The organism is Vibrio sp. Vb1554 (assembly GCF_033344235.1).
The window spans coordinates 1-1,163 of sequence record NZ_JAWPOJ010000324.1 but is presented as its reverse complement, the minus strand read 5'-3'; the positions used below and the strand labels follow the sequence as shown (position 1 = coordinate 1,163).

General features: G+C 46.5%; 2 protein-coding genes. One reads left to right on the top strand and one right to left on the bottom strand.

All coding sequences use genetic code 11. The annotated features are described in order from the left end of the window. Positions 1–673: HD domain-containing protein (locus tag R8N28_RS25990; RefSeq protein WP_318183755.1), on the top strand; the 673-nt coding region annotated here is incomplete at its 5' end. 52 nt (positions 674–725) lie between these two features. Here the strand turns inward: R8N28_RS25990 and R8N28_RS25985 are convergent. Beyond that, positions 726–1,163 (bottom strand): undecaprenyl-diphosphate phosphatase (locus R8N28_RS25985; protein ID WP_318183754.1); only part of this gene is annotated, 438 nt, incomplete at its 5' end.

The window sequence follows — 1,163 nt, the reverse complement described above, 5'->3', positions numbered from 1 at the left end:
ATCGCTTTCAACGCCTCGTCCCGATGTGTTTTTATCAGTGTTGCGAGATTGCGGCGCGTTAGCCGTCGTGCTACCAGAAATCGATGCGTTGTTTGGGGTGCCTCAACCTGAAAAATGGCATCCAGAGATCGATACGGGTATCCATACGTTGATGGTAGCAGAGCAAGCCGCAAAGCTGAGCACATCACTCCCTGTTAGATTTGCTGCACAGGTGCATGACTTAGGGAAAGGCGTGACACCAGAGAGCGAATGGCCAAGCCATAAAATACATTGTCATACCGGTTTAAAGCTAATTAAAAAACTGTGCGAACGTGTACGTGTACCGAATGAATTTAAAGATTTAGCGCTCATGGTCTGCGAGCAACACTCCAACATTCATCGCGCCGCTGAGTTAAAGCCGCAAACCGTCATCAAAATCCTGAACAAGTTTGATGTATGGCGCAAGTCGGAGCGCCTAAAAGACATTCTAATTTGCTGCCAAGCGGATCATGCAGGCCGCAAAGGTTTAGAAGACCAACCGTATCCACAAGCGGATATTTTTATGCTGGCCTATCAAGCAGCGGCATCAGTAGATGTGCAAGCCATCATTCAGGATGGCTTCAAAGGTCCAACTATTCGTGATGAACAAGAAAAACGACGTATTGAAGCGGTCAAAGTCGCTTTAAATAAGTAACGCCAAAACAAAAACGCCCGCTCAATTGAGCGGGCGTTTTTATTTTCAAGGATTAAGCACTAAGCAAGAATGCAAATAGGCCCACACCTAGAATCAGACGGTAAATCACGAATGGCGTCATGCCCATGCGTGAAATCATTTTCAAGAAGAAGTGAATACAGATGTAAGCGCTAATAAATGAAGTCAGAATACCAGTCAGCAAAAAGCCAACGTGCACAGGCTCACCGCTGGTAACCAGCTTCATGCCCAAGTAGCTACCAGCTAATGTGATGATAGGAATCGACATCAAAAATGAAAAACGCGCTGCCGCTTCACGAGTGAAGCCCAAATATAGAGCGGCAGTGATCGTTGCGCCAGAACGTGAAGTTCCAGGGATCATCGCAAGTGCTTGAGCAATACCAATAAACACCGCTTTCTTCCAGCCAGTTTGGTACTCATCGGCAACAAGCTTGGCATTCTTATCCACCCACCAAAGCAACAAACCGAATAC